This is a genomic window from Hyphomicrobium sp., assembly GCF_035572195.1.
Classification (GTDB): Bacteria; Pseudomonadota; Alphaproteobacteria; order Rhizobiales; family Hyphomicrobiaceae; genus Hyphomicrobium_B.
Genome location: NZ_DATNBA010000076.1, coordinates 1 through 23089, shown reverse-complemented (window position 1 = coordinate 23089; position 23089 = coordinate 1). Strand labels below are relative to the sequence as shown.

Sequence of the window (23089 nt, the reverse complement as noted above, 5' to 3'; positions counted from 1 at the left end):
ATTAAGCGCTCGGCAGTTGCGCCGCAAGACCGGCCAGTGATGCGTTTCATCGAATGGGACATGATGGCTCTAAGTTCTCACCCCATAACGTCGAATCGCATCCGTTCGCGTGCGCCAATCGCCCTATTGGCGTGGTGTACCGTTGCCGGTCTGACGATGGCGAGTGGATCGCTTTATGCCGATGCGCCGCTGAAGGACGTTCCGGCGCCTAGCCCCCTCGCCGCAGAAAAAGCACATCTCGACAAGCTCGACGCGGCGCTGGCGCCGCTGCTGTCTATCGCGCCTTCCGCCGAGGACGCCGAGCATCTTCGCGACGCCGTCAGTGCGGTCCGCTCCAATAATATGGATAGCTTCGCTGGCGCCAAGGCTCAGATCTCCGATCCCATTGCCCGTAAGCTCGCGGATTGGATACGCCTGCGGAACGGAATGGGCGACGCGGCCGAATACAAAGCCTTTCTCAGAGACAACCCGCTTTGGCCCGCACGCTCGCTACTGACGGAGCGTCTCGAGGCGGCACTGTTCACCGAAGGCGGCAGCGCCAAGTCGATCAAAAGCTACTTTGCAGCCTCGCCGCCCGAAACCGGCATGGGCTACGCCGCGCTCGCCTCCGCGAATCTCGCCGACGGCAATACCGAAGAAGCAAGGAAGCTCGCCGCAAAAGTCTGGCGCGAGATGACGATCCCGGCGGGACTCGAGGACGACTTCCTCAAACGCTTCGGCAATCTGCTGACGCCCGCCGACCACAAGTGGCGCTTCAATCGGATGGTGACCGATGACGTCCGCTACGCCGGCAACCGTGCCGAGCGCGCCGCTTTCGCCCGCCGCGTCATTCCGCTCTTGCCCGAGGCAGAGCAGAAGAAGGCCACTGCGCGGCTGGCGGTTTTCAATAAGGCTTCCAATGCACGCGCGCTGATGAATGCGCTGCCCTCCGGCGGCGAAGGCGATACCGGCCTCGCGTTTCACCGCATTCAGCTTCTGCGCAAGGCGGGCAAAGTCGAAGAGGCGGCTAAGATCATTCTCGCGATACCGCCCGATCCGAAAAAGATCGCGGTTCTTGATGAATGGTGGGCCGAGCGGCGCGAACTCGCCTACGGCGCGCTGAAGATGGACAGGATGAAGCTCGCCTACGAGCTCGTCAAAGATGCCGGTCCACTCACCGTAAACCCGCTCAAGGAACAGACGTTCATGGCGGGCTGGATTGCGTTTAGGTATTTGAACAAGCCCGGCGTTGCCGAGAAGCACTTCAAGGATTTTGCCGCTGCCGCCGACGGACCCTTGAGCCGCGCCAAATCCGCCTATTGGCTTGGCCGCGTCGCCGATGCGCGCGGCGACAAGGCGGAAGCCGTGAGGCAATACAAGCTAGCGACGAAGAACCCCGACACGTTCCACGGTCTGCTGGCGATGCAGATACTGCAACACGGCCGTACCAACCTCGAGATCAAACCGCCGGCGCTGCCTTCGCCGCAACAAGTCCGCAAGTTCATTTCACTCGATGCCGTAAAGGCCTTGGTGCTGGCGAGCAAAGCCAAGCTATCGCGAGTCTACACGCGGAGCTTTCTGATTGGGCTTGGCAACGCCCTGCCGAGCGAGGCGGAAACCGGCATGGTGGCGCACGTCGCAGTAGCGCTCGGCGACCCACAGATGTCTCTACGGATTGCAAAAAGCGCGGTTGCGAAGGGTCAGAACCTGCTGACGTACGCGTACCCGACCAAGCCGTTCCCGTCCTATAAGCCTCTCAGGTCGCCGCCCGAGACGGCGTTCCTGCTCGGCCTTGCGCGGCAGGAAACGGAGTTCGAACCGCAAACCGTTTCAGGCGCCGGTGCCAAGGGTCTGCTGCAGGTCATGACGGTTACGGCCCGTCACGTCTGCCACGACTACAAGGTCAAATGCCAGATCCCGCGGCTGCTCTCGGACCCCGAGTATAATGTGATGATAGCCTCGGCCTATATCGCCGACCGGCTGGACGACTTCGGCGGTTCCTATGTGCTCGGTCTCGCTGGGTACAATGCGGGGCCTGGACGAGCGCGCCAGTGGATTCGCGAAAACGGCGACCCGCGCGATCCGAATGTCGATCCGGTCGACTGGATCGAACGCATACCGATCACCGAAACGCGCGACTATGTAACTAAGGTGCTTGCGAACATTCAGGTGTATCGTGCCCGCCTCGGCAACACTGCGAATGCGCTTCGCGTTCAGCAGGATCTCGTTCGGGCGCGCGCCCATGCCAAAGCTCCCGGCAGCAGCAATGCCGGTGCGGGCGCAAGCGACGATAGAGAGGGCTGAGAGGCCGGGCGGCTCAAGGGCAGAACCAGCGCATGACGGAAGCGGCAGGGCAGGGTTTCGACGACATCTACTTCACCGTGCGCGATGGGCTTCGGCTTTATGGCCGTCACTATCGGGCTCGCGGTGCTACGGAAGCGCGGCCAGTCGTATGTCTAGCCGGACTGACGCGCAACAGCCGCGATTTTCACAGCATCGCTCTGGCGCTGAGCCAGGGGTCGCCGCCCCGCGATGTGTTCACGCTCGACACGCGCGGGCGCGGGCTCTCCGAGCACGATACGGACTGGAAAAACTACGCCGTTCCGATCGAGATGCAGGACGTCATCGACTTCATGATCATGCTCGGACTGCGCAACGCCGGTATCATTGGCACGTCGCGCGGCGGCCTTATCGCGATGGTGCTTGCGGCCGTGCAGCCGTCCCTCGTTGGCGCGGTCGTTCTGAACGACATCGGCCCGGTCATCGAAATGGATGGGCTGGCGCGCATCGCGGCTTATGCCGGTCGCATTCCGCTGCCGAAGAACTGGGCCGACGCGGCCCGCGTCGTGCGTGATTTGACGCGGCGCGATTTTCCAAAATTGACGGACGCAGACGCGGAAGCCATCGCGCGGCAGTTTTTCAACGACAAGAACGGCAAGCCGGCAAGCGGCTACGACCAAAAGCTCGCCAAGTGCCTGTCCGTTCTCGATGGACCGATGCCAGCGCTGTGGCCGCAGTTCGAGGCGATGAAACGGATACCCGTCCTCGTCGTCCGCGGCGCCAACTCAGATCTCTTGTCGGAGAAGACGGTTGAAGACATGCGCCAGCGCCATCCACGCCTGACCGCGATCACCGTGCCGGCCGAAGGCCACGCGCCGCTGCTGCGCGATGTCCCTACGATTTCGAAAATCAGTTCGTTCTTTGCCGGGACCGATGCGCCCAACGACGACATGCGCCGTGGGGCACTGTCACGAAACGATTTCGGTCACGTTTCGCGGCTCGTATCGAATTCGCCACGGTCGACGCGGCGCGAGAATTCGGTCTGACCGCCGCTTGAAAGTATGCGCGCCTGCTCGACCCAGCTTTCGCGTTCGATGCGTCCGCCGAATTCGAGAACCTGGCTGACACGGTCGATATCGCCGCTGGTCCAATTGGCAATATTTTCGTAGCTGATGACGCCCATGGCGTTGAGGCGTTTCTCGATCAGAACGCCGATGCCGCGAATGCGCTTCAAATCGTCCACATGGCCTTCTTTTGCCGGTGCGGACTTCGGTTCGGATTTCTCAGTGGTCGGGCTGTCGGTGTCGACCATTGCCGCAGCGGACGCCGCCATCCTTTCCCTGATGGCGTCGGACAGTCTGGCCGGAATCGATATTTTCGGATCGACTTTCGAGAGCGGCGAGATAGGCTCGATCGGTTTGAGACCGCGCGTCACGCTCGCCGATGCAGCCGCAATCGCAGCGGCCGCGGCGGAGGCCATTTCGGCAACGGATCGGCCATGGCTGACAGCTGCCACACCAGTGAGCGCCGATTTCTGCGTGCTGGCCTCCTTGACCTGTGTTGCCGAGGCCGTGGTCTCGTCGGATGAGGTAGTGGTGTCTTGAGGCTGCTCAGCCGATTTCTTTTCGGTTTCGACCTGCGGCGCCGGTGTATTCGCCTTTAGCGCCGCCAAGCGATTGCGCGAATAGTAGGTCTCTCCGCCTTTCGCCAGGATTTGCGCCTGCTCGACCCATTGCTCGCGGTCTATCCGTCCGGGAATGCCCAACGCCTGGCCGATCCGCTTGATGTCAGATGAGGTCCACGTTGCGATGTGCTCGAAATAGTTGACGCCGAGGCCCTTCAACTTCTGTTCGGCCTCAGCGTCGATGGCGCGAATGCGCTGCAGGTCGTCGCCGCCTTCAATGGGGGGCTTGGCGACAGCGGCCGCTTTTTCTGCGGGTTTGATCTCAGTAGGCGTCTTGATTTCAGGAGACGTTTCAGCAGACGCCTTTGTGTCACTCGCCGCTGGGGGAGTGGGATCGGGTGCAGGCGCGGGATCGGCGTCGGCAACCTTTTCCGGCACGTTATCCGGCGCGGGCTTTGCTTCCGTGGATGTGCTTCGCGAAAATACGCCAATCGATGCAGCCGCGGCCGCTTTCGCCGCCGCAACGGCGGCCGCTGCCGCCGACGTCGTCGCGTCACTCAGCAAACGCCGAGGCGGAGCGGCATCCGTATTTGTCTTGGCGATCGACGGCACGGATACCGATGATGGCGACGGTGTCGCCGCGCGCGTTTCCGCCGCCGCAGCAATACCGGCTTCGGCAATCGGGGGCGGCGGCGGCGTTTCAGGCTGGACTACCGGCGCGGGCGCGCGTGGCCGTACCGGTCCCGTCGGCGATTTCAGAACCTTGGGGCGGATTTCGGCGATCGCCTTTCTCGGTATGCCCTCGTTCGGATCAGGCCCCATCAACGCGCGTTCGAAGCGTCCCGGATCGACGAGCTTCGGCAGCTTCCTCGGTTCGGGGCGACGCAAGACATCGATCCGGGGTTGCACGGGATCGATTGGACGCGGGGTGGCGGGTGGTCTGACGGGAGGCGGAAGGCGTGAGCGAACGGGCGGCGGCGCAAAGGTAACGGGCGGCGGGATCGAGGGTTCGACGACGGCCCCAATCGGGACGCGCGCCGGCTCAGCCGTGTTCATTCCGGCGACCGCCCGCTTGACGAGGCAAGCCAGGAACGCGCCGATGAAATACGAAGCGAGCAGCAACAGGAATGTCTGCAGAAGCAGTTGATTCATAAATGACCCCACATGCGCCCAGCGCGTAGGCGTTCTGTGAAATTTGTCTTGACCAGCTTCACGACTTTTTCTCGCCGCTGCAGGAAATCCAGCCTGTGAAGATGCCGAGCACGAAGGCCAGCGCAATCCACCAAATGAGTTTCAAGAACAAGTAATCCATTGCCTGATCTCCGACGCTAAGCGCGCTCCTCAGTTGGCCTTGACGGTAAATTCGATGCGGCGATTTTTGGCCCGTCCCGCCTCCGTGTCATTGTCGGCAAGGGGCCGCGTTGCGCCGTACCCGACGGTCGTCAGGCGTTTCGCATCGACGCCGTTGCGGGCGAGGAAATCGGCGACCGCTTGCGCACGGCGGTCCGAAAGCTTCTGATTACGCTCATCTGTACCCTCCGCGTCCGTATGGCCCTCGATCTGAATACTGAAGGCCGGACATTCGTTGGCAATTTCGACGAGGTCTTTGAGAGTCTGCGTACTGTCGGCCGTCAAGTCGGACTTGGCCCGTTCGAAATTGATCATCCCCTTGGCCGTCGTCTGGCGCATCAGGCTCTGGCAACTGTCCGCAGCCTTCTCGTCGGCAGTCATGACCGTTATCGCGTCAGTTCCCTTGAAGCCCGGGGGCAAATCGGTGGAAAGGACGCCGCGGATGTCTTTCGCTACCTGCTCGCTGTCGGCTGCGCCTTTGATCGTCAATTCTTTGGCGGCAAGCGAAACGTCGCCGCGGCGCAATCGCGCCAGCTGCTCGAGCCCGATGCGCGTTGCAGACATCCAGGGCTCCGCCGACGCACCGACGATCTTCATCCGGTCGCTAATGCTCGAGCCCGCGTAGATCTGCCGAGCCATTTCAACGAGACGCGTGCGCGTCGGGTCGTCAGGTGCTTCCCCTTCGAGCGTTACCAGACCGCTCGCATCGCGCGTAGCGTTCCAGGTCAGATCGGTTTTCATCTGACCGGTGAATTTGATGTTCGTCGTCGCCTCGCAGCTCTGGCCCGCCGCGCCCTTGACGTCGTTTGGCACACTTTGCGCGGCGGCATAGTCATCCGTCTCGCCGGTCACCTCGAGCTTGCGGTTCGTCAACATGGATTTGCCGCGCGTGAGGCGCGGCAGCGACGCGAGGCCGGCGACGATGCATTGCTGCCAGCCTTCCGGCGCTCCGGGCACGACTTGGGTCTTGTCCGTCACGGCTCGTCCGGGAAAGCGGGCTTTGACAGTATCGACGAGGGCGACCCTCGTCGCCTCGCTCGGAACCATGCCGATCACTTCGACCGCCGAGCCGTCGTTGACGATGCCCATGACGTAGCCGGCTCCGGGTGCCGGAAGATCCGGCCTCGGATAGCGAATGCGATCGATAATTTTAAAGTTCTGTGGCACGTCGAGTTTCAGCGTTCGCCTGACCGCGGACGCCGCCTGCTCGTCGGCGGCTTCGCCAGCAAACGTAAGCTCCTTGTCGCGGAATGCGGCTTCGCCCGATTTGAGCAACGCCAGCTGATCGAGCACGACCGAAACGGCTTTTCCCCAGCCTTCAGGGGCTCCGCCGGCGATATCGGTGTGATCGGAAATGCTCGCTTTCGCAAATTTTGCCTTGGCACGCGACGCTGTTATGCCGCGATCCTCATCTGAGGGCGCAAAGCCGGAAATCGAGACGTTGTCGCCTGCCTTTTTTGCAGACCACGTGAAGGGGCTTGCGACAGGCAGTGTAATCTTTTCGCGGGCCAGGTTGACGCCAGCCGGGCGTTGCTTTGCCAACGCCGTGCGTACACGCCGGTACGCATCCGAAGTCGGCGCGTCTCCGGTCATCGACAAATCGAGAGCGGAAAGCTCGGCTACACCCGTTTTCAATTGCGCCAGGTTCTTCAGGCTGAACGTCGCGCCCCGGAGCCAGTCATCGCGATCGATCGCGCCGCGTGCCAGGCGCATGTTGTCGGCGACGGCGGCTTTCGGAAATTCGGCCCGAGCGGTGTCGATGAGCGATTTTCGAGCTTGTTCGCTCGGGACATCGCCCGAAAGGGTGAGACGGCCATTGGTTTCAGCCTTCGCCGACCAGACGAATTTATCGACCCGCTCGACCAGCCCCGATCGGTTATTCGCAGTACGCACGCCCCAAACGTTGCGTACAAGAGCCAAGGCGCGCTGCGGGCCCCGGTCTTCGATGGCCTTGCCCGTCACAACGCCGTCGCGCCCGTTGAAGCGCGCGACGGCCCAATCAAGGCCCGTGCGATGCAGTGCGTCCTCGGTCCGGCGTGCAAGGTCGTTCTCGATGCCTTCGTGCTCGACCTGCACGGCAATCCAACTCAACATTGCAATCGGGATGAGACCCAAAAGCCAAAGGGAAGGATTGCAGCGCATGCGTACGCGACTCCGAAACCGACACCATGCGAAGCCACAGCGGAACGACCAACGTCGAGCCGCGGCGGGAGCGATGCGTTACCGCTCGCGCCCCGCGTGGCTAAACTTTGATCCAGCGGACCCCCGGACGCGAGTATAGCCAAGTGCCCGAACCATTCCAAGGCAGGTGGTGAGCCTCACGAACTAAGCTAATATGCTGGAAGAAGAAGCTTTTCGGCTTGGCGGCATGCAAGCAGGGACCCCGGCCGCGGTCGTACGGACCCGTTATGCTCACCTCACTTCGCGGCGAACGAATGGCACATCTCGAGGCTAATCGGGGCCGACGGTGCGAATGATGTCCACGAGCAAGCCGGCGGCGCGAAGCGCGTCGGCATCCTCCGTCACGGAACCGATGTTCGAGCCGTCCGCGATCTTCAACCACACGACGCGCTTTCTCCCGGCCGCCCCGGCGGTTATCGCGCCTGCGATTTCAACCGCCGATGCGGCTCGGCCGGATAGCGTGCCGGTGACGACCCGTCGCTCCGCCTCGCGGCGGGCAAACCCGAGAACCGCGGCCGGCACTCCCGCGTCATAAAAAATGCTGTCGGCAGCGCGGAGCGCCCTCACCGCGCCAAGTGTCAATGCATCGGCGTCTACTCTCCCGACAGAAATGATCGTGACCCGTCCGTGGGCCGAGTCAGCAACGGATGCCAGAAGCTGCCTTAGGTCGGCGTCTGTCGGCGGTCGCGCAGCATCGTGCATCGCCAGATCGGTGAAGCGATTCCAGAACCCTCGCCTCTCCGCCATCGTGCCACCGAGGCGGTCGCCCTGTTGCCGCCAGGACTTGGCGGCATCGACCCAGCGCGCCAAGCCTTCCGGCAATAGACTCTCGACGAGTGAGCGTATGGCCTGCCCCAATACCGGTGCGGCGCCGTCGGTCGAGACCGAGATGACGAGCGGCGAGCGGTTGACGATCGCGCCAAACTGGAAGTCGCAGAACTCCGGCCGGTCGATGACGTTGACCGGTACGCCCGAGGCGCGGGCCGCGGCCGCGAACGCCGCCGCTTCGGCGTCGTCCGTCATCGCACCCACGGCAATCGCGGCACCGTTGAGGTCGGCGGGCCCCCAGCGGCGCCGACGCAACGCTATCGTTCCGCTTGGGGGCGAAGCGACGAGATCATGGAAGCCTTCAGCGAGCGCATCGGCGTACACGTCGACTGAAGCGCCTGTCGCAGCAAGCAACTCAGTTTTCCAAAGCGCGGCCTCGCTGCCGCCGGCGACAACCGCTCGCTTGCTGCCGAGTTTGAAGAAAACCGGCAACGTCGCCATGGCCTCAATGCGGGCTCGTCTCGTCGCGGCATCCGGCAGCGGTCTTTCGTCAGCGTCTTCGGTTGGCATTGAGTTAGACCTCGGCTCGGGGGCATCGGTTGCAGTTTTTGCCGCGTGCGCGCGGCTCGGCAAGCGATATCCGCGAATGAGTACCGATCGGGGCGGACGGCTGGCTGATGATGAGCGCGTCGCTCGTGCTCATTCACTATGTTTGGTTGGACTCGGCGTTATTGCGCGGCAATTCATTGTCCGGCGCGTCAGTCGACTCGCTTCGCGTGGTTGGCACCTGCCCGGCGTTGAGCACGCCTGCTCCGAACGTTCTTTCGTGCCACACGCGATAGATTTTCAAAAATCGATACCATGAGTGGATCGAAGCGTACCGCAGCCCCATCAAGCCACCGGTAAAATGGCGTCGCGTAATATAATACTTGAGGAAGTTCATCGGCATTTCGGTCAACAAGCGTGGGATAAGTCCGGCGCTCGAAAGAAGCTCGGCATGCTCGACCGAAAGCCATGTCCGCTCGTTCAACTTGCGTTTCATGTCGCCAAACGAGCGCATCGAAAAGTGGTGCAGGGCACCCTGAAGTCTTCCGTACCGATGACTGCCGGTCACGACCGAATCGTGCACTGCCGACGCGCGAAAGCGAACGGCGCGGCGATCGTACAGGCGGATGCACCAGTGGTCGCGGGCCCACCGCCTTGGCTTCGACGCTCCAGGATAGACCAATTGAACCGGCATTCCGTAGGCGACGCATGGCGGCGACCCGTTCGCGAAAAGCGCTTCGATTTCCCGGCAAAGCTCTGGTGTGACGACTTCATCGGCATCGATGTTCAAGAGCCAGTCGTTCGTGCATTGATCCTCGGCGAAGCGCTTTTGTTGTCCGAACCCCGGCCAAGCATTGCTGATGGCGCGAGCCCCCGCTCGAATTGCCACGGCCATCGTGTCATCGGTGCTGCCGCTGTCGACAACGATGACCTCGTTCACCCAAGGTTGGACAGACTCGATCGTCCGACCGATGCGATCCGCTTCATCTTTCGCGATAATGAAACAGGAAATCGGCAGTCTGCGCATGTAACGCACCCCCAGAGCTTTTCTAGTAACATGCGATGCGCGCTGCATGCGAAGCGATTTAAGTGTTTCTTCGGACGGGCTCGCCGTCAACCCGACCAACTTGTCGCGGCCAACCTCCCAGATTGGCCGGATTTTTATTGCGTACTCGCAACTTAAATCAACAGGAACTCGCTCCTTTATAACGGAGAAGCTCGTAAATTCCGTTTCATTTGGCCAATCATATTCGAGGGATATTGTTCCCGTCGGCTTGCAGACATAGCGATGGCGCGGATCAAACGACCCACGCCATCTCCGTCATTCCCAAGACCTATTTCTCAGCCGGCAGCGTCCAAACAGTCAGCGAGCCACCGAGAGCGGTGTAATCGCTGAGAGCGGCGTAACCACCGACAGCACCCAGACCATCCGTCGGGTTGGTCAAACCGGCGGCGAGACCAATGCCGGCCCAGCCACCAACGCCCGAATAGACACCGATGTATTGCTTGCCTTTGTGCTCATACGTGAACACGTTGCCGATGATGCCGGACGGGGTCTTGTATTTGTAGAGTTCCTTGCCGTCCTTTTGATCGACACACTTGAAGTTGCCTTCAAGCGTACCATAGCAGGCGATGCCGCCGGCGGTCGTCAGCGCGCCCGACCACACCGAGAACTGCTCAGGTTTCGACCAAACGATTTTGCCCTTACCGGCATCCCACGCGATGAAGTTGCCCATGTGTCCCTCGCCGCCTTTCGGCGGGAACATCGACAGCGTGGCACCGACGTAAGGTTGACCAGCAGTGTAGGAGACCTTGAACGGCTCGTAGTCCATGCAGACGTGGTTCGTCGGCACATAGAAGAGACCGGTCATCGGCGAGTAAGACGCAGGCTGCTGGTCCTTGGTCCCAAGGGCAGCAGGGCAAACGTCCTTCGTGTTGACGTCTTGACCATTTTGGAACGTCGATTTGGCCGCCACGACGGCTGGCCGGCCGTAGTTCGCGCTCTTGGGATCGAGGTCCACACCCGTTGTCCAGTTGACCACGGGATCGTATTTCTCTGCCACAAGCGGAATCCCCGTTTTGCGGTCGACGGTGTAGGCCAGTCCATTGCGATCGAAGTGCACGAGCACATTGTGCTTTGCGCCTTTGACGCTAATGCCGTTGGCGAGGATCATTTCATTGATGCCATCATAGTCCCACTCATCGAATGGGGTCATCTGATAGGCCCATGCCGCCATGCCCGTATCGGGATTGCGGGCGAAAATCGACATCGTCCACTTCTGATCGATGGGCTTGCCGTCAGGACCGGCACGCTGCACCGGGTTCCAAGTCGAAGGGTTGGCGGTCCCGTAGTAGATCAGGTTCAAATCGGGATCGTAGGAGTACCAGCCCCAGGTCGAGCCACCGCCGATTTTCCACTGATCGCCGTTCCACGTTTTGAGTGAGCTGTCGGCGCCGACAGGCTTTCCAAGCGACATGGTTTTGTCGGGATCGACGAGCATCTCTTTATCTGGTCCTGTCGACCAGGCGCGCCACACGAGTTTGCCATCGGAGATGTTGTAAGCCGTGAGGTTTCCACGCACGCCAAATTCGGCGCCGGAGATGCCGACGATAACTTTGTCTTTGACAACAAGCGGAGCGCTTGTACCGGTCTCGCCCTTCTTTGGATCGCCGTTGACGGCCTTCCACAGTTCCTTGCCTGACTTGGCATCGAGAGCAACGAGGGTGGTGTCTGCCTGATAGAGGAAAATCTTGCCGTCAGCGAACTGCACGCCGCGATTGACGGTGTCGCAGCACATCACCGGGATGACGGACGGATCCTGCTTGGGCGAATATTTCCAGACGATTTTCTGATTTTGGTCCAGATCCAGCGCGAACACGGTATTCGGGAAAGGCGTGTGCACGTACATCATGTTGCCGATGACGAGAGGCGATCCTTCGTGGCCTCTGAGGACGCCGGTCGAAAAGCTCCACGCCGTGCGCAGAGAACCGACATTCTTGGTGTTGATCTGATCCAGTTTTGAATAGCGATGGTTGCTGTAGTCGCCTTGCTGCATCGCCCAATTCTTGGGATTTTTAGTGGCCTCAAATACACTTTCGTTGGCTAAGGCCGGCGACGCTGCAAGAACAAAGAAGCCCACCGAATATGTTATTACGCTTCGCATTTCGTACTCCTTGGGTGGAGTACCTCCCGCTAGCTGTGGTTTGGAGTACCCTTTCTCCGCCATCGAACCCAATCGTTTTTCCACATCGGAACCATAAGAAAGTTTCATGGAACCGCGCCGAGCCGACGCTGGTTACAGTTGATTCGAGGTGGTGTCCGAACTCGAGTTTACGGGGCTGAGTACTGCAGCGCTTAAGGTGCGGCCTGACTTAGCGGCGCTCGCGTCCACGTTCGATCAATCAACGACGACGCTGATTTCGGCGTTCGCTACCGTGACCGGCGGATCAAGATCGGGATTGTCGTCGAGAAGCTTCAGAAGCGCATCAACGCGCGGAGCCGACTGCTGCCAGACGGCCGCCGTACTGGAATCACTTGGGTCGAGCAGGATCCCTTTTCGTATCGTCAAAAAAGCGCGGAGGAAATCCGGCTCCGCACAGTGCCGCCGATCACCGACGCTACGCCGGGTGCGCGAATAAATCGTCTTGAACGAGTCGGGATCGGTATCACCGCCGTGCTGCAGCCACGTGTCGTAGAAGACGAGTTTGCCAACCGGCGTGCGAATGTCGGCAACTTGCGCAGCGCGCATAGCGGGCTTGAAAAACAGCTTATCCGCAACCTGCTCGCAGACCGCTGCGAGCCGGTCCGATGCATGTGCCTGTTCGCGCCATGCTGCGGGAAAATCATCGAGCCCCGCCACCTGTTCGTGTGCCGGCCGCATCAGTGCAAGAAAGCGCTTAAGCGGGTTATTCGGAACAACGATCGAATAGCGGCGAATGACCGTCGAAACCTCTCCGGTCGATGTGCAAAATCCATAATTTGTGACGGTGTAGCCGCGGCCATCGTTGAGCTTCTCCACGTAGGCGTAGTCGGGTTGCGCCTTCCCAACTTCGAACACGTTGGATATAGCCTTGATCCTTGCTGCGAGAGCAGGTTCCACGGGTGGTGTTTTCCAAGGCCGATGCGCGGCCGCAGAAGTTGCTCCGATAGAGGCCGCTCGCCCCCAACTCGGGAACAGTGCGGCAATGGCAACACCGCACGTGCCCAACAAAAAATCTCTTCGCGCGCCGTGCATCGTGATCGCCTTTCAGCAATTAGTAAGCGCTCGAGCAAATGTCGAAGGTTGTGAAACGAAACCCCGCGAACCGTTAAATGCCAAGTAAAAACGGCTGCAAAAGTCCGCGCGACAACGAGCGCAACTTATCTAAAATCCGGCATTAGGGTAAGGTTTTGGCGAAAATGGCAAAACAACTAATTGCCACAGCCGGGCTGCAGGCTCTGGTTCGTTGCGATCACTTTTGAAAATCGAGGATAACAGCTGGAGTGATGCGAGAATTAACTTCTTGCTGCGTCAGCTGGCATTACAAGCAAGGAACATAGACATCGAACCGCAAAATATGGGCGGCGGATTATAGTGAACGCACTTGCTTCGATTTCATTTGGCGTTCTGCTTTATTTGGCAGCACTCGCAGGAAGCGTTCTATCCGCAGGCCATAATGGCTACGAGACGTTCTTTGCGCTTGGGCCGATAGCGTTTTTTCATTTTAGCGCTGGCCTATCGATGATCGGCGGAGCGTCTATTGGCAACGCGAGCCGCGCGATAAAGCTCCGATGCATCGTCTTGGCAGGCGTGATTACGCTGCTGTGCTCTGCATGTGCCGTCGCGCTTGCGATGATGCAGCCGGTTTGGATGCCGCCGAAACCAGCGCTCGCCATCATCGGCGCAACGTGGATCGCCGGGGCATCGCTCCTAGCTTATCTCCACGCACGGGCAACGGGGTAGTTGTCGCTAGACTTCTACAGATCCCCCCGCACCCAAACGCCATCCGAGTTAGACGTCGGACTTCCGTCGTTACGCAATGCGTAGGCGTTCTGCACGAGAACAAGCAAACCAGACCGATGGATTGGCAAAAAAAATAGGGCAACGAATTGCCCTATCTTTGTAGATCTCACGTCATCGGCTTAGAGCCGGCTAATTGGGGAGCCTAGAAGTCAAACCCTACGCTGAAGGCGCCGTACGTTCCTTCGCCACCACCAAAATCCGGACCCGAACCCGAGCCGCTGACGAATTGATGACCGAGAGAAAGGGTAAGCGTGGCTGACCTCTGAATGATCTTCTCAAGGTCAAACGTCGCAAAACCGCCAAGGCGCTGCGAGTCATAGCCGACCGATCCGTCGACCGATGCTTCGGGGCCGAAGGTAATGCAGTCGTACTTGTAGCCAAGCCGGCCGCGCGCCCAATACGTGCTGAACGCCGTCGAATAGTCACCATCGAGATCGAAGTAGTACGGCGAGTCCGCACTGGATTCGATTTCGGCGGCTACCTTGAAGCCCGTTTCAGAGCCCCTGCCGGGGTTCGACAAATCGTCCGGGAAGATCCTGTGGTTCTGGAAATCTACGCCGATGAACGCGGCCATCGTAACGCGCGTGCCCTCAACCTGGTAGCCGAGCATGGCGTCGCCTTGCCACTCGTCCGCGTTCCGCTTTCCCTCATTATTGTAGTCGTAGTGGTTGTAGCTGCTGTAGCCGCGCAGCAAAATCTGGCTCGTCGCGGAGTCGCGAAAGAGCGGGACGACTGAACCCAAGTAGTAATATTGCGAGTGGGGAGAGAAGTCGCTGCCCGAGTAGAGCGTCACCGGGTCGAGATCTTTGCTGCCATCACCGGCGTTGGCCACTCCGTAAGAGCAGGCTAAAGTCGCACACGCCGTCAACATCGCGACAACTGACTGTTTTGTCGTGCGCATCACAAATCCCCCGTGATTCTGAACTTTGTTCGATGTGAGGACTTCGATGCTTCGGACACTCCAAGTCAATCATGGGCATACGAATTATGCACGCTATTCAGTATTGTGTTGCTCGTTCGGCACAGCTGTAAGTTGCACGACCAAGTGGTCGATTTTAGTAGTTGCCTGTCCCGACTTTCGGAGAACCACTCAGCGCATCGCCGTCAAATGATGGCGCGGGCGCGCCGGATAAGCGTCCCACCCCGTCGCGGTTCCAGCTCCAGCCAACTTGGTTTTAGCCTGCTTCTGGTTCTCATGCTTTTTGGCCACCGCGACTTTGCGTTTAGTGACTGACGTCCTGCCGAGCTTGGCCGTCCGGTTTGCCTTCAGGTGTCTCTTTCGCAGCTTGGCCGGGTTTTTGACCTCAATCGCATCAACGGTCGGCACTTCCGCCTCAACGGTTGGAACTTCGACTACCTCGGCGATTTGTACGCCGGGTGCGTGCCGGGCGCCGGCTAGACTTGGTTCTTCCATCGCCGGCACACGATTGTCGATGCCGGGGTTTGCCTGGGTGACGGCCGGCGTTACCTGGGCCTCGGCCACGTCCGTTGTCTTCACGGAGCGAGATTTGAGAGCATCGGGTTGAGCCACGTTCTGAGGTATGATCGTCGCTTGTTTCACCGGCTCAGTCGCCACGACGACTTGCGGTGCATCGACGGCAGCCACTTCCTTAGCGGGCTCCGGTTTCACGTTCTCGATCCGCGTCGGCGGCAACGGAGCAATCGCAGCTTGTCTGACTTCGGGGATCGCCGGCGCGGCCGCGCGGATGGTCGCAACCATTTCTTCCGGTCGCTTCGGTTTTACGACGTCGATCGGCGTCTCAGCTAGCGCTGTGGTGACGGTGTGGTTCTCCTCAAAGGCCTTCAGCGCGTCCTGCTTGTTGGCCGATCCGGAAGCGCCACTATTTGGGTCGGCCGATGCGACGGCCATACGAGGATGCTGCATCATTGGCGGACTCGTCAATCTTACGAGATCGACGACTTCTGGCACGCGCAGCAGCGCAATCGCGCAAGCGGCAACGGCCAACGCCGGGACGCCAAGGGAAACGGACCTTGCCCACTTCCGATTGTCTTCGCGATCGCTTGGAAGCGCTGCGAGCGTGGCGGGAGCTTGCACCGTCGCAAGCCCCGTCGCGGCGGCTAGTGCCGGCCTACGCTTTGGCTCGGACATTGTCGGCGTCGCCGTTGCCTGCGCGGGAAGCGAGGCAGAGAACGGCTCTGTGCACAGGCTTCCTGTCCGCGCCACCGAGTTCCAAGCAACGATGCGGCCCTGACAGATCGCGATGAAGGCTCGGACGGCGATCAGCGACAGCAATTGGCGGTAGAAAAAGCGCTGTACCAGGACGAGCGGCAGCAACTTCCACACGCCCTTTTTGCGATCCAGATAAATCGCCAAACCGGCTCCGGCAAGATCGATGACTTGGAACAAGCCATAGTAGGCAATCAAAGCGAGAGTGGGCGTGCCCGGGTTCTCTGCGGTATGTCCCCACGCCGGATTGAAGGTCGACGCGATCGACCAAATCGCGGCCAAATCTATGACCGGCGCGACGAGGGCAAAGATGAAGTGAAAGAAGAAGATGTTCGAAAGCCCGACCCAATAAATTCCGGTTGCCGACGCGCCGAGGCAGGCATTCTTGAATGCGGCCTGAAGCGTTCCGAACACCCACCTGAAGCGCTGCTTCAAAAATGGCCGCACGGATTCGGGTGCTTCCGTTAGACCGACGGCGCGCGACTCGTAGATTATCTTCCAGCCGTGAAGAGGTAGAGCCATCGTCAGATCGGCGTCTTCGGCCAGGGTATCGCCGTTATATCCGCCTACCGACAAAACGGCTTCACGACGCCACGCGCCGATTGCGCCAGGGACAACGGTAATGGCGTTGCACAACTCAAGGGCGCGACGCTCCAAATTCTGACTGGTCAGATACTCGAGTTCCTGGAACGCGCCCATATAAGAGCGGGTGTTGCCAACCATCGTGGAGCCCGCGACGGCCCCCACGTTCGGATCGGCGAAATGACGCAAAAGCCAAATCAAGGCTTCTGGTTCGAACATCGTATCGGCGTCCAGCGCCACGACGACTTCGGACGTTGTACTTTGCAGGCCGTAATTCAGTGCCGTCCATTTGCCGCCATTGGGCTTTGTGACGACGCTGACACGGTCGTTGGATCCGAATTCTGCTCGCACGACGTCCGCGGTACCATCGGTCGAACCATCATCGACGACCAAGATATCGAACGGCTGAGTGTAGCGCGACTTCAGCATCGCGCGGATAGAGCCGTTGATGACTTTGGCTTCGTTGTACGCCGGGATTAGAACGGTGACGGATTTCGGCTGCCAGCTAAGCGCGCTGCGGCGCTTTTCGCGCTGAACGTGAAGGCAGGCACCGACAGACAACAGGATGGATCTCAAAATACCGAGGATGATGCCCGCGACGAACACCACACCGATCACCTGCCCCAAAACGCTGAAGAGTTTGAAGCTCCACCTGTTCATCGTCGCCGCGGTCGCGTCTGCCTTATCGATTGGCGGCATAAACGCGGCACGCGGCAATCCAACGAGTTCGTGCACCGTGACGAAGCGATAGCCGCGGCTCGAAAGTTCGTCGATAATTCTTGGCAAGGCCTTCACGGTCGACGAGCGGATGCCGCCGGCGTCGTGGAGCAGCACGATGTTTCCCTTACCACGGGTTACATCGTCAACGACGTGTTTCACGATCTGGTCGGGCAGAGGCCTCATCCAATCGTGAGGGTCGATGTTCATTCCCACCGACATGTAACCGAGCGCCCCCCCGACCGCGAGCGCGCTTGCCTCATCGGTCGTTTGCGGTTCGCTGTCGCCTGAATATGGTGCGCGGAAAATGGCTGTCCGAATTCCGAGGACGGACTCCAATAGACGCTGCGTCGCATTGAGTTCGAGAGTGAGGTAATCGCCCGAAATTTCCGCCGAATTGACGTGGGTGAACGTGTGATTGCCGATGTCGTGCCCCTCTGTGTAGAGGCGCCTCAACAAGTCCGGATGCTTCGCCGCCAACGCGCCGACGACGAAGAAGGATCCAGGAACATTCCGGCTCTTCATGATGTCGAGTATTTGCTTCGTATAGACCGGATCGGGTCCGTCATCGAATGTGAGCGCGACCACTTTATCGGTTCGTTCGCCGAGCCGCCTTATGAAGGTCGGCGCCGGAAACTTGCTCATCGTCTCGCCGACGAGGAGATTGTTCCCCTTGTCGAAAGAAATTTCACGACGTCCGTCGCGCCCTCTCGCGAGGAATTGTAAAATCTCGCCCTTGCCGGTGTACGCGACGTCGTTGCCCCATTTCACGGTCGTGAGCGCAGGAGTAATTTGAGCGACCGTCGCCAGCCTGTCGCGCAGCACGCTCCAGACGGTTTGATCTTCCTTGCCTAATTGCCCAAGCGCTATGCCCGCCGGCTTCAGCGACCGTATCGCTTGAAGCTGGTTGTATGCCGTCAGGCCATCGAGAAACCAAACCTTGTGAGAATGAGATTGTTCATCGAGGTAAGAAAACGACGGGTTCAAAGACGGCGCGTCGAAGGCCAGCTGTGCTTTTGATTTCTCGAGCAGCGACCAGGCATCGGAGACAGAGATTTCTTTCGCGCCGTCTGCGTCAGACCAGTCGTATCCGAATGAGCCGACACTGATGATCAGCTTCTTGGGGTCGACGTCTTTCAGGACACCGGAGGCCAAGGCCTTGACCGCGTCCTGCGCGGCGAGCGGGCCCGGGCCACCGTTGAAATCACGCCTGTAGGTATGAACGACAACGCCGTCATAATGGGCAGCCAAGGTTTTGAGGTCGAATGCGCTGTTTGCCGGAGAGACGGCAACAAAAGTTTTTAATGAGCGACGCTTCAATGCGTACGACACATACAGTCCGAAGCGATTGAAGTTAGCGGCGTCCGATGCCGTGATCCGGGAGGCATCAAGGACAACACCGGCACTGTGATTGCGAACGAGATAGTCGATAAGCTGTGTGGCGACCCTGATACGGGCCGCAGGAGTAGCAAGCGCCTGCAACGCAGCTTTCGTGTCCTCGGCATCGTCTTCGACGTCAGCCGGTTCGAGCAGAGGAAGCACTTTGACTTGCGAATTATTGGCGGTCAGCCAATCCTTCAATGCGCGTTCGTCGGTACGGTCCCGTTGCTTTAATCCGTTAGGTCCAAGTCGCAAAAAGCCGACGGCCAGAACATCGAGATTGCGACTGTTCCGCCTAAAGGACGCAAACGAGTCTTCGTCCCAATCCGAGATTATTCCGTAACGTGTTACTTCAGGGCCCGACGTTTCAAGAAGTGCGGATTGCGTTTTAATCGGAGAAGCCTGTAGCGCGGCCTCCGACTGCGAGACTGCCAACGCTTGGCTGTGCGACTCGCCCTTGAGATGCAGGGGTGGGATTTTTGGCCCGACGAATGACGTCACAAAAATACAAAAGACCAACGATCCTAGGAGCGTTCCCGCGGCCCAATTGAACGCCATCCATAAATGTCGACGCCAGCCAGTCGGATCTGCAAAGACCGGCTGGGTCCTACCCGCATGCTTCACTTGATGTACTCGGATACAAAAAAGGCGACAGGCCTTTGATTAAGAATTACCTAAAATTGTACCCGGTTCAGCAAGTTAATACAATGTAACCGGGCGTTCAATTCTAGGCTTGGTTTACGGAGGCCGACTGGCGAAAGCGGTTGTCGGCTCGCGACTGCAGTGCAACTTCGATGCCAGTCGAATTCGGCCCGGCCGGGGTCCAATTGCTGTTGAAAGGACGGCTGAAAAGACGGCGGCCTTGCTCACGGCCCAGTCCGCGCAAGTGGCCGGCAACGGCCCTGATCGCACCCAAACTTGGACAGGCCATCGATGCCGAAGTGAACCGTGATGGCACACTGCTGATCCGCGCACCGCGCGAGATCGAAGGCGCCGAACGTCATTTGGTCGGCGCAGATTCGCGAGATTGAAACGTTGCGATGAGTCCGACGGGGGTGGCGGCGAAGACGCCGCTGACCATTCGCCGCGGCGAACCGCCGTCCGTCTGCAACCGGGCCTTTCGCCATGCCGCGAAAGAGAAGGCTACATTACGTTAGGGTACTGGCCGAAGGGATTGGCTGGGATGCCAGGACTCGAACCTGGGAATGGCGGAATCAAAATCCGCTGCCTTACCACTTGGCTACATCCCAATTTGAAGACGGGGCGATAGCAGTGTTTTCGCAGGGCGGCAAGGTGGGCTGTGTGTGGAGCATTGCAAGCTCGAACCCGGAACGAAAAGAGCTTTCTTCTAAGTTACTTCTCAAAGTCCCCCGAGCAAATTGGAAAGAAACTGGCTAGTTTTACTTCTAAGCTGTTCGCGTCGCGCTCAAAGGAGCGACCATTGGTGCAGTGCGACCGCCCAGCCAAATACAACGGCATTGGTCACCATATGAGCGGCGATCGCGTCGGAGATCTGGCCGCTTCGGCACATGAGGAGCGCGTACACGGCACCTGCGAAGGCTGCCGAAAGCCAACGATCGTGCATAAAGCCGAAAAGCACTGACGAGACAATGAGCGCGACCCAGCTGAATGTTCTGAAGTCGACTTCCTCGAAGCGCGTGGAAATGATGACGCGATACAGATAGCCGCGAAATGCGAGCTCTTCGGCTATCGGGACCATGAAGATCGAGCCGATGGCCCTGACGATGAGCCACGCGACGAAGGCAACTGGGGTAAGCTGGGCAAGCCAGCTTCCAAGCGGCGCTTCGGTGATGCTGTTGGAGTCAGTCGCAATCCACAGGAGACCACTGGCAATTCCTATCAGCAGCGAAAGCGACGAAGGCGGGTTCCACATGCGTGCGTACATGTGCCGGAAACAATAAAGTACAATTGCGACGGCAACGACCTTAATAGCGTAGAGCGCGTGCTCGTACGGAGAGGCCGCGCGGACCAATATCTGGGCAGCCATCAAGGCAATGAAAGGCGCCAGGAAAACCAGCACATAGTTCGTCTCAACTTTGAGCCTATCTGGATTGCCGCTTCGTGGCGCCGGAGCTGCCATCGCGAAGAATGAAATTCGCTGCGCAGAGGTCATAATTGTGATTGCGACAAGCAAAAAGCACATCCATCCAAATTGCGAATGAAATCCGCCCAACGCGATCTCCGGAGAGACGTTGGTGCCAATCCACACAAGCAGAGCGATTCTGACGGCATTGAGCAGCCAGATGACCGCCATACCTACTGGAAACAGAATCAACACATTCGGGAATCTAAGGGAGCGCCGGAAGATGCAGAGATAGCCAACGAGGAAAACAGCGACCAGCGCCATGCCTTCGTAGCCAGAGCAAGGGCCAAAGATTTGGACACTAAAGTTTCCGGCACCCAGAATGCGGGTGCCGGGATCCATGAACGCGTTGTCTTGAAATAGGGCCAATATCCAGTACGAGAACTGCAGCGTTGCCACGATGAGCAACTCCCAATTCTCCTTTGACAAAAAGATCGCCCAGCTGTGCTTTGGTAAGAGGCCCATCAAAAGCGCGATGGCGGTCACACCGGCGGCAATCATGGCCTCCAATCGCCATGATTTGAGAACGCTGCTCCAAAAAGTAATTGGTGCAGCAAGAAGAAAAAGTGACGTTGCAGTGGTCAAGACCAACAAAGGATAGCCGAGTGCCCACACGGCGCCAGTAGCCGGATCGGTCTGAGCGAGCTGCAAACGAAAAAGGAATAGAAGCGCTAGCGAAGCAAAATATACCGGAACAGCTAGCCGCGTTTGTATCCCATTGGAGAGGTGACGAAGCTTGCCCAAAAGTTCAGTCCGTCTCGGCCACGCCGCGAGAGCGAAAATTACGGTTGCCAAAACGCATGCATTGGCGAGGGCGTGCGCCGTCCTGATGGGGGGCCACTCGTCCCACACACTCGGGAGGAGGACGCGAGCGGCGACGTACTGAATTGCTCCGAGAATGGCGTATCCGGCAACTCTTAGAGTTGCCGAAGGAGAAGGCGCTTCCCCACCCGCGAGTTTAGATCGGTTTACTGACATCGGGACCGCGTCTGCGAAAGACGCAGCCTCAGCGTCGCTGCAATGCCCGGTAGGCGACGGCTCCGACGCAGATGAGCAGGGCGATTGCCGCAAGACCACCTGGACCATCGATTTCAGGGGCCGAAGACGCACCCCCACCCCCACCGCCACCGCCACCTATACAGATACCAAAAATGCAGAACGCCGACGCGGCATTTGCCCAGAACGCGGTGCATACAAAGGAAGTCACAGCAGCAACCATTTTTACCATTGCGGTCTCCCATATCTGGGCTCATCGCGATAAGCGCAGGCGTGGCCCGCAAACAGCCTAAGAGGCGTAAGCACCACGCTCAACGACGTAATGAACAAATGGTAAAATCTGGATCAGCTTATAACAAAGCCCAAATACTTCTGCCTCGTTTCGCTTTAGGCGATCACCGGGCAACCACCGTTCATGCGCATTCATTACGATTTGTGGCTTGTAGGCGCGGCGAGCGGGCTTTCGCCCGGGCCAAGTACTAAAGACCACCAGTTGCCGCCGCGGGCTCTGATACCACTGCTTCCTATCATCTGCGGCGCGCTCAGGCCGGGTTCATTGCAACGGTCTGTCCGCCCAAAGGCGCTTCTTTTGAGCGGTTAGCGAGCTTACTGCGCGCGCCATCTTTTGTAGTCAGTCCACCCAACGATTCATCTTTTGAACGCAGGGAGCCCTTGATGCGTGCGCCTTCCTCGGCAGAAAACGTGTGGTGACAAATTTCGCTATCGACGTTGGCGGTCTTTTCAAGCTTTACGCGATCCGCTTGAATTGTTCCCTTGGTGTTGCCGCGAACAATAACCTCCTCGGCCTCGACCCCACCTTCGACCAATGCATCGACCTCGATTATCAGGAGCCTACACCTGATGTTGCCAAAGACCTTGCCCTTAACGTGGATGTCGCCCTCGCTCTCTAAGTCGCCCTTCATAGTAAGGAACTTATCGACAACGGAATGAGCGGATGGATCGACTTTGTAATTACCGGAGTGAGTGTCTCTCGGGTTGTGTGCGACGAAAGTTGATCTGTCAACTTCAGTGCTCACAGCAGAAATGGGTGCTCCTTCTGTCTTCCTATTATTGAACATGAGACGGCCTTTCTTAGGGGTCGAGTGGAATCGAGCGCGATTCACTTGGAAATGAGCGACGCCGTAACATGATGCCGATGTGGCATATGATTCGAAGGCCAAATTTTGTTGTGACTTGCATAGGCGAGTTGGTTCTCGTGTATTGCCCTTGTCTCACCTTAGTCGCTCAGGGGGCGACAACTGCCAACATCAACTTTTGTGCTATCTTCCAGCGGAGAAAAGACAAACGTTTCCGGAGGAATAACTGCCCAGTACCGCACAACCTACGATGAGAAGGGCCTCCCTAGATGAAGGTGATTGGAACTACGATTG

The 23089-nt window shown here is 59.0% G+C and carries 12 protein-coding genes and 1 tRNA gene; 2 read left to right on the top strand and 11 right to left on the bottom strand.

The window, feature by feature from the left end:
• Positions 1-39: 39 nt before the first annotated feature.
• Both VN623_RS06980 and VN623_RS06975 read left to right on the top strand, forming a co-directional pair.
• Positions 40-2283: a lytic transglycosylase domain-containing protein gene (locus VN623_RS06980; protein WP_325569491.1), complete on the top strand. Its 2244-nt coding sequence runs from the start codon at positions 40-42 to the stop codon at positions 2281-2283.
• A 32-nt stretch (positions 2284-2315) separates the two neighbouring features.
• Positions 2316-3305 carry an alpha/beta hydrolase gene (locus tag VN623_RS06975; RefSeq protein ID WP_325569489.1) on the top strand — a complete coding sequence of 330 codons (990 nt, stop codon included), beginning with the start codon at positions 2316-2318 and terminating at the stop codon, positions 3303-3305.
• Here the strand turns inward: VN623_RS06975 and VN623_RS06970 are convergent.
• The 11 genes from VN623_RS06970 to VN623_RS06920 form a co-directional block, all read right to left on the bottom strand.
• Complete coding sequence (locus tag VN623_RS06970; protein WP_325569487.1) at positions 3245-5035, bottom strand: hypothetical protein; 1791 nt, start codon at positions 5033-5035, stop codon at positions 3245-3247. The two genes, VN623_RS06975 and VN623_RS06970, sit on opposite strands and share 61 nt — an antisense overlap.
• Positions 5036-5224: 189 nt before the next feature.
• Positions 5225-7375: an OmpA family protein gene (locus VN623_RS06965; RefSeq protein ID WP_325569485.1), complete on the bottom strand. Its 2151-nt coding sequence runs from the start codon at positions 7373-7375 to the stop codon at positions 5225-5227.
• A gap of 309 nt (positions 7376-7684) precedes the next feature.
• On the bottom strand, positions 7685-8752 hold the full coding sequence (locus VN623_RS06960) for a siroheme synthase (RefSeq protein ID WP_325569483.1): 1068 nt from the start codon (positions 8750-8752) through the stop codon (positions 7685-7687).
• Positions 8753-8888: 136 nt separating this feature from the next.
• Positions 8889-9755, bottom strand: coding sequence for a glycosyltransferase family 2 protein (locus tag VN623_RS06955; protein WP_325569482.1), 867 nt, complete (start codon positions 9753-9755; stop codon positions 8889-8891).
• Positions 9756-10062: 307 nt separating this feature from the next.
• The gene (locus VN623_RS06950; protein WP_325569480.1) at positions 10063-11892 is read right to left on the bottom strand and encodes a methanol/ethanol family PQQ-dependent dehydrogenase; all 1830 of its coding nucleotides are present in this window, start codon (positions 11890-11892) and stop codon (positions 10063-10065) included.
• A gap of 234 nt (positions 11893-12126) precedes the next feature.
• Positions 12127-12828 carry a chitosanase gene (locus VN623_RS06945; RefSeq protein ID WP_325569478.1) on the bottom strand — a complete coding sequence of 234 codons (702 nt, stop codon included), beginning with the start codon at positions 12826-12828 and terminating at the stop codon, positions 12127-12129.
• A gap of 1045 nt (positions 12829-13873) precedes the next feature.
• Positions 13874-14632 (bottom strand): cellulose biosynthesis protein BcsS, encoded by a 759-nt coding sequence (gene bcsS / locus VN623_RS06940; RefSeq protein WP_325569476.1) that lies wholly within the window; start codon positions 14630-14632, stop codon positions 13874-13876.
• A gap of 189 nt (positions 14633-14821) precedes the next feature.
• Positions 14822-18799 carry a glycosyltransferase gene (locus VN623_RS06935; protein ID WP_414653179.1) on the bottom strand — a complete coding sequence of 1326 codons (3978 nt, stop codon included), beginning with the start codon at positions 18797-18799 and terminating at the stop codon, positions 14822-14824.
• Positions 18800-19773: 974 nt separating this feature from the next.
• Positions 19774-19848, bottom strand: a tRNA-Gln gene (locus tag VN623_RS06930).
• A gap of 176 nt (positions 19849-20024) precedes the next feature.
• Positions 20025-21680, bottom strand: coding sequence for an exosortase E/protease, VPEID-CTERM system (gene xrtE / locus VN623_RS06925; RefSeq protein WP_325569523.1), 1656 nt, complete (start codon positions 21678-21680; stop codon positions 20025-20027).
• Positions 21681-22240: 560 nt separating this feature from the next.
• Positions 22241-22777, bottom strand: coding sequence for a polymer-forming cytoskeletal protein (locus VN623_RS06920; protein WP_325569472.1), 537 nt, complete (start codon positions 22775-22777; stop codon positions 22241-22243).
• Positions 22778-23089: the final 312 nt, after the last annotated feature.

Coding starts and splice junctions, on each gene's coding strand:
- VN623_RS06980 (WP_325569491.1), top strand. CDS start 40: ATGCGTTTCATCGAATGGGACATGATGGCTCTAAGTTCTCACCCCATA.
- VN623_RS06975 (WP_325569489.1), top strand. CDS start 2,316: ATGACGGAAGCGGCAGGGCAGGGTTTCGACGACATCTACTTCACCGTG.
- VN623_RS06970 (WP_325569487.1), bottom strand. CDS start 5,035: ATGAATCAACTGCTTCTGCAGACATTCCTGTTGCTGCTCGCTTCGTAT.
- VN623_RS06965 (WP_325569485.1), bottom strand. CDS start 7,375: ATGCGCTGCAATCCTTCCCTTTGGCTTTTGGGTCTCATCCCGATTGCA.
- VN623_RS06960 (WP_325569483.1), bottom strand. CDS start 8,752: ATGCCAACCGAAGACGCTGACGAAAGACCGCTGCCGGATGCCGCGACG.
- VN623_RS06955 (WP_325569482.1), bottom strand. CDS start 9,755: ATGCGCAGACTGCCGATTTCCTGTTTCATTATCGCGAAAGATGAAGCG.
- VN623_RS06950 (WP_325569480.1), bottom strand. CDS start 11,892: ATGCGAAGCGTAATAACATATTCGGTGGGCTTCTTTGTTCTTGCAGCG.
- bcsS (WP_325569476.1), bottom strand. CDS start 14,632: ATGCGCACGACAAAACAGTCAGTTGTCGCGATGTTGACGGCGTGTGCG.
- xrtE (WP_325569523.1), bottom strand. CDS start 21,680: ATGTCAGTAAACCGATCTAAACTCGCGGGTGGGGAAGCGCCTTCTCCT.
- VN623_RS06920 (WP_325569472.1), bottom strand. CDS start 22,777: ATGTTCAATAATAGGAAGACAGAAGGAGCACCCATTTCTGCTGTGAGC.